We start from the raw sequence: 6,153 nt of genomic DNA on the forward strand, positions 1-6,153 counted from the left end.
TCGGGGACCGTGCGGTGGCTCCACAGCCACCAGCCCGCGAACACCAGCGCGCCCAGCAGCAGCGTGATGCCGTTGGCCCAGCTCAGCCACCGGCCCAGCTCGCGCCGCAGCGGGTGGTCCTCGCCGGTCAGCGGCAGGCGCGGCGCGTCGTCGAGGCGGAAGGCCCAAGGTATGTGGGCGGTCGGGATGTGGGGAGCGGCGCCCGGCGCAGTTTCCTTGCGGCTCATCGCACTCCCTCCAGCACGGCGTCCTCGCCCTCCTGCATCGGCACGAGGCTGAAGCGCTGCATGTTGGCGTCCTCGAGGGTGTCCATCATGTCCACCATCGGCTCGTAGCGGGCGTCGCGGTGGATCTTGACCAGGACGATCAGCTCGGGGTTGGCGGCGCCGAAGCTGCGGAAGTCCGCGGCCAGCTCCTCCCAGGTCGCCTTCGACAGGGCGCCCGTCCCCATCTTGAAGTACAGCGACTCGTCCTTGTCGACGAAGACGGTCATCACGTTGGACTCGGGCACCTCGACCTTGGCGCCCGGTTCGGGCATGTTCACCTCCATGGCCAGCGGGCGGCGGAACACCGTGGTGACCATGAAGAAGATCAGCAGCAGGAAGGCCACGTCCACCATCGGCGTCATGTCGATGCGGATCACCGACCGCCGTTTCTTCGGGCGGAACAGGCTGTTGGCGACCTGCGGTTTCTGCTTGCCGCTCTCGGCGACGGCGACTTCTGCCATCGGTGCTCCTCTAGGACGCCGGCACGGCCGGCGTCCGCTTCTTGAGGTCGGTCATCAGGTTGAAGCGCAGCGTCTTGGCTTCGGCCAGGGAGTCCATCAGGTCGGCCACGGCGCCGAAGGAGGCGTCCTTGTCGCCCTTGAGCACGACCACGGCCGACGGGTTGCGGCTGCGCCAGTCGACGATGGCCTTCAGGGCCTCCGTCGGCATCAGCTCCTGGGCGTCGACGCCCCGCTCGCTCGAGATGTAGATCCGGCCCTCGCGGTTGACCGTCAGGATGATCGTGTTGGTCTCCGGGATGTGGATCTCGGAGGTGGAGTATGGCAGCTGCACGGCCACCTGCTCCGGCGGCTTGAACTGGGTGGTGGACATGAAGAAGATCAGCAGCAGGAACGCCACGTCCACCATGGGCGTCATGTCGATGCGGACACGCGTGCGGCGGGCCATGGCTCAGGACTCCTTCGCGTTTTCCAGCAGCTGGAGCACCTCGTAGGACGTCTCCTCGACCATCGTGTTGAAGCGGTCGACCTTCGTCGTGAAGTAGTTGTAGAGCACCGTCGCCAGGATGGCCGTGATCAGGCCCAGCGCCGTGTTGACCAGGGCCTCGGAGATGCCCAGGGCCAGCTGCGTGGCGTCGGGCGCGCCGGCGTGGGACATGGCCTGGAACGAGCGGATCATGCCGATGGTGGTGCCCAGCAGGCCCAGCAGCGTGGCGATCGAGGCGATGGTCGACAGGGCCGTCAGGTTCTGCTCGAGGTTCGGGCTCTCCAGCGAGCCGGCCTCGGCCAGGGCGCGGCGCGTCTCGTCGATCAGTTCCTTCTTCGAGGCGGCGCGGGGCTTGCGGTCGCGGTAGCTCTCCAGGCCGGCGCCGATGACGTTGGCCAGGCAGCCGCCCTGCTGCTTGCAGGCGGCGACGGCTTCGGCGTGCTTGCCGGCGTGGATCGACTCCTTCACCGCGCGCACGAACGACGCCACGTTGCCCCGGCCGCCGGCCCGGCCCAGCACGATGAAGCGCTCGACGGCGAAGGTCAGGGCCAGGAAGAAGAAGGTCAGGCCCAGCACGAGCAGCGGGCCGCCCTGCTTGATGTAGGGGGGCGTGCTGTTCCAGATGAGCCAGGACACCAGCAGCGACAGGGCGAACACGATGGCCAGGACATAGTTCTTCATCGCGTGGGACTTCCTTTCCGGGTTGGACGGCGGCGGGGGCGACCGCGCGGGGCGGTCATCTTCCCGATGCCTGGTTGCGGGCCTGGTCCAGGATCGCGGCCCCCTTCTTGAGCATGGCGTTGTCGGGATCGAGACGGCGCGCGCGGCCGAAGGCGGCCTCGGCGGCGTCGAGGCGTTCGCGGCCCAGCTCGGAGCTGCCGAGCCCGGCCCAGCCGTCGGCGTTGTCGGGGTCCGCCTCCGTCGCGGCGCGGTAGGCCGCGGCGGCGCCCGCGTAGTCGGCGCGGCGCAGCAGGCAGAAGCCGAGGCCGCGCTGCGCCTTGGCGTTCTGCGGTTCGGCCGCCAGGACGCGGCGGTACTCGGCCTCGGCTCCGGCGACGTCGTCGCGCGAGGCGAGGGTCTGGGCCAGCAGCAGGCGGCCCACGGTCAAATCGGGATTCAGCTCGAGCGCGCGGCGGAACGAGGGGATCGCCTCGTCGAAGAGCGACGACTGGTACAGGGCGATGCCGAGGTTCAGGTGGAAGGCCGGCGAGTCGGGGTTCAGGGCGATCGCCGCGCGGAAGTGGTCGGCGGCCGCGGCGGCGTCGCCCCGGCGCAGGGCCACGATGCCGGTCTGGAAGGGCACGTTCGCGTCCGTCGGATCCAGGGCGGCGGCGCGCGCGAGGGCGGCCGCGGCGTCGTCGAAGCGCTTCTGTCCCGCCAGCCAGTCGGCGAGCGCCGTGTAGTCGTCGACCGCCCAGGCGAAGGCGGAGGGCCGGGTCGCCATCTCCGCCATCATGGCGGCCGCGGCGGCGCGCGCCTCGTCGTCGCCGCGCAGGGCGGCGCGCACGTAGAGGAACTTCGCATCCGGGCGTTCGGGGGCCAGCGCGAGGGCGGCGGCGGCGCTCGCGGCGGCCTGGGCGTAGTTGCGCAGCTCCAGGCAGCAGGCGGCCACGCCCAGGTGCGCCTCGACGTCGCCCGGATCGAGCATCGCGCAGCGCAGGTAGGTGCGGGCGGCCTGCTCGTAGCGCTTGGCCGCGCGCAGCAGGTCGGCGAGGTCGCGCAGCGCGGGCGTGTACGTGGAGTCGATCGCCACCGCGCGCAGGTAGCTGTCGCGCGCCTCGTCGTAGCGCCCGACCTTGCGGTAGAGGCCGCCGAGGCCGCTCAACATCGGCGCCGTGGGCGTCATGCCCGGCGAGTTCAGCGCCTGCTCGAAGGCGTCGATGGCCAGGGCCGGCGAACCGCCGCGCTCGTAGATCTCGCCGACCAGGGCGCCGTACTGCGGGTCGCCGGGATTCAGGTGCAGCGCCCGCAGCGCCGACAGCTCTGCCGCGGGCAGGTCGCCCCGTCCCGACTGCAGCAGCGCGAGGCCGTGGTGGTACAGGTCCTCGCCCTCGCCCACGCCCTGGCGGCCCTTGCCGCGCGCCAGCTCCTTATCCGCCTCGTCCCACAGCTGCTGCGCCAGGAGCAGGCGCGCGCGGCCGTAATGAGCCTCCCACAGCTTGGGCTCGGCGACGAGCGCGGCGTCGAACTCCGCGGCGGCCTCGCGGTCGCGGCCGGCGCGCAGCAGGACCAGGCCCAGGCGGGCGCGGACCTCGGCCTGGTCGCCGCCGGACTCGAGCGCGCGGCGGTAGTCGGTTTCCGCCTCGGAGTAGCGCCCCTCCAGGTCGGCGATCCGGCCCAGGCCGAACAGGGCCCGCGGCACCTGGTGGCCGTGGGCGATGGCCTCTTCGAAGTGGCCGCGCGCCTCCTGGAGGCGGCCCGCCTCGAGCGACTTCAAACCCTTGCGCAGCGGGTCGGTGTCCATGGTGTAGGGGGAGCGTTCGGCGGCGGCGAGGTTGGTCCAAGCCACGGCCAGCAGCAGGGTCGCGATCGGCAGCAGTCGGTGCAGGAGCCGGGATCGGAACACGTCGCTACTCCTTGGACGCGGGAACTCAGTCGCCGACCGGATGACGGGTCAGCACGATGTCCCTCAACACGCGACTGTCGGGCAAGTATCCCGCCCGCTCGACCTGGCGCTGCGCGCGGCCGCCGGCGAGGTGGGTCAGGAACTTGCCGGCCTCGATGCCGCCCGTCGCCCGGCAGGCCGCGTACAGCCGGTGCCGCAGCGGGTAGCGCCCCGCGGCGAGATTCCCGGGCGTCGGGGCCACGGGCGCGGGTTCCCCGTCCACGACCAGCGACGCCGCACGCACGCCCGCGGCGGCGAGGTCGGCCGGCAGGGTCAGCGTCGAGGCCAGGCCCATCGCGCCGCCGCCTTCGCGGGCGGCGGCCAGGACGGCGCCTGCATCGGCGAGCAACACGACGCGCGACGACGCCGGGGGTTGCGCCTCGCCCCGGAACGACTGCCAGAGGCCGTCGTTGGGGTCCGGAACATACAGCGGCGACGTCAGCGTGGAGGGGCCGCCCGCCAGCATCGCGTCCAGATCCGGCAGGGAGATCGCGGCCGTGTCGCCGGACTGGGGCGACAGCAGGACGATCCCGCCCATGGCCACCGGCACCACGATCGCCGTGTCGCCGTCGGCGGCCCGGAACAGCCGCATCTCGTCGGCGTCGGGCTTCCTGTACAGGAAGGCCACGTCGGCCCGGCCGTTGATCAGGTCCTGAAGGGCCTGGTTGGTGCCGCCGCCGCGGACGGTCAGTTCAAGGTCAGGGTAGTCCAGTCGGTACTTCCCGACCAGGACGTCCACCAGCTCCGGCGCGAGGTCGCGGCCCGCGATCACCAGCGTGGGGTGGGCGTGGTCGGTCTTCAGCGCGCCGACGATCCGGCGCCAACCAACGCCGCCCTTGACCAGGGCGAGGGTCGCGATGACCGCGACGTAGACCGCCAGCCGGACCAGGAGCCAGGTTCTGCGGCGGGACGCCATCGAGCCTCGTTTTCGGTTGCGCTCGTCCCTCGACGGCCTGTAGTCTCGGGGCGACCCGCGTCAGCGGGCCGACGGCCCCCGCACCGATCCTCAGGGCCAGGAGTTGGATCATGAACGCGTTGCGCCACGAACCTCGCGCCGCCCTGCTGGCCGCGGGCTTCATCCTGCTCGGCGGGCTCGTCGCCGGTTGCCAGCACCGTGCCGGGACGACGGGAGCCCGGGTTGGGATCGAGGACGCGTCTTCTTTTGGCTCGGCCCATGAAACCGCTTTCATGGACACCCTGCAAGAACGGACTTTCCATTATTTCTGGGACCTGTGCAACCCCCAAACCGGACTGGCCCCCGACCGCGCCCCGACGCCCTCCTTCGCGAGTTCAGCCGCAACCGGCTTTGCCTTAACGGCTTACCCCATCGGAGCCGAGCGCGGTTACGTGACCCGCGCCGCCGCCGCTTCCCGGGCCCGGACCACCCTGCGCTTCCTGTGGACCGCCCCCCAGGACACCTCGGAGTCCGGAGCCGCCGGCTATCGCGGTTTCTTCTACCACTTCCTGGATCCCGAGACCGGCACCCGCTTCGCCGACGTCGAACTGTCCACCGTGGACACCGCCCTGCTGATGGCCGGCGCCCTCTGCTGCCAGTCCTACTTCGACCGCGCGGACCCGGACGAGGCGCAGATCCGGGCCTTGGCCGACTCCCTCTACGCCCGTGTCGACTGGCAGTGGGCCCAGATCCGGCCGCCGACCATCGGCCACGGCTGGACGCCCGAGGGCGGACACCTGCCCTACGACTGGCGCGGCTACAGCGAGGGCATGATCCTCTACGTGCTGGCCATCGGCTCGCCGACGCACCCGGTCGCTCCCGAAGCCTGGTCCGCTTGGACCGCCGGCTACGTCTGGGGCGAGTTCCAGGGCCAGGAACACCTGGGCTTCGGCCCGCTCTTCGGCCACCAGTACACCCACTGCTGGATCGACCTGCGCGGGATCAGCGACGCGTACATGCGGGAACGCGGCACCGACTACTTCGAGAACTCGCGCCGGGCGACGCTGGCCCAGCATGCCTACGCGCTGGCCAACCCCGGCGGCTGGCGCGGTTACGGCGAGCGCCTCTGGGGCCTGACCGCCTGCGACGGGCCGGTCCACGGTCAGTACGTCATCGAGGGCCGTGCGCGGAGCTTCGAAACCTACTGGGCGCGGGGGGCTTCGTTCACCGGCACGAACGACGACGGCACGATCTGCCCGGCGGCCGCGGCCGCCTCGCTGCCCTTCGCGCCGGAACTCGTCCTGCCGACGCTGCTGGCGATGCGCGCCGACCACGGCGACCTGCTGTTCGGGCCTTACGGCTTCCGTGACGCGCTGAACCCCACCTTCGACCTGCGGGAGCGCGTCCAGCACGGCCGCGTGGTGCCGGGCCGCGGCTGGTAC

Annotated in this window: 7 protein-coding genes; 1 reads left to right on the forward strand and 6 read right to left on the reverse strand. The window is 71.6% G+C overall.

All coding sequences use genetic code 11. The features are described from left to right. From Q7W29_03210 to Q7W29_03235, 6 genes are all read right to left on the reverse strand, one after another. The coding region (locus Q7W29_03210) for a hypothetical protein (GenBank protein MDO9170819.1) at positions 1–227 on the reverse strand (227 nt) is incomplete at its 3' end. Continuing rightward, positions 224–727 carry a biopolymer transporter ExbD gene (locus Q7W29_03215; GenBank protein MDO9170820.1) on the reverse strand — a complete coding sequence of 168 codons (504 nt, stop codon included), beginning with the start codon at positions 725–727 and terminating at the stop codon, positions 224–226. The genes Q7W29_03210 and Q7W29_03215, both read right to left, overlap by 4 nt. A gap of 10 nt (positions 728–737) precedes the next feature. Continuing rightward, positions 738–1,172 carry a biopolymer transporter ExbD gene (locus Q7W29_03220; GenBank protein ID MDO9170821.1) on the reverse strand — a complete coding sequence of 145 codons (435 nt, stop codon included), beginning with the start codon at positions 1,170–1,172 and terminating at the stop codon, positions 738–740. A 3-nt stretch (positions 1,173–1,175) separates the two neighbouring features. Next, entirely contained in the window at positions 1,176–1,892 is a 717-nt protein-coding gene (locus Q7W29_03225; protein MDO9170822.1) for a MotA/TolQ/ExbB proton channel family protein, read from the reverse strand. A 55-nt stretch (positions 1,893–1,947) separates the two neighbouring features. Then, positions 1,948–3,777, reverse strand: coding sequence for a tetratricopeptide repeat protein (locus tag Q7W29_03230; GenBank protein ID MDO9170823.1), 1,830 nt, complete (start codon positions 3,775–3,777; stop codon positions 1,948–1,950). A 25-nt stretch (positions 3,778–3,802) separates the two neighbouring features. Then, positions 3,803–4,732: a substrate-binding domain-containing protein gene (locus Q7W29_03235; GenBank protein ID MDO9170824.1), complete on the reverse strand. Its 930-nt coding sequence runs from the start codon at positions 4,730–4,732 to the stop codon at positions 3,803–3,805. 431 nt (positions 4,733–5,163) lie between these two features. On the opposite strand from Q7W29_03235, the gene Q7W29_03240 reads away from it, so the two are divergent. Continuing rightward, positions 5,164–6,153 (forward strand): glucoamylase family protein (locus Q7W29_03240; GenBank protein ID MDO9170825.1); only part of this gene is annotated, 990 nt, incomplete at its 3' end.

This window comes from bacterium (assembly GCA_030654305.1).
Taxonomy (GTDB): Bacteria; Krumholzibacteriota; Krumholzibacteriia; order LZORAL124-64-63; family LZORAL124-64-63; genus PNOJ01.

Bases quoted from the DNA above. Each gene is read 5' to 3' on its own strand.
- Q7W29_03215 (MDO9170820.1), bottom strand. From the start codon at position 727: ATGGCAGAAGTCGCCGTCGCCGAGAGCGGCAAGCAGAAACCGCAGGTC.
- Q7W29_03220 (MDO9170821.1), bottom strand. From the start codon at position 1,172: ATGGCCCGCCGCACGCGTGTCCGCATCGACATGACGCCCATGGTGGAC.
- Q7W29_03225 (MDO9170822.1), bottom strand. From the start codon at position 1,892: ATGAAGAACTATGTCCTGGCCATCGTGTTCGCCCTGTCGCTGCTGGTG.
- Q7W29_03235 (MDO9170824.1), bottom strand. From the start codon at position 4,732: ATGGCGTCCCGCCGCAGAACCTGGCTCCTGGTCCGGCTGGCGGTCTAC.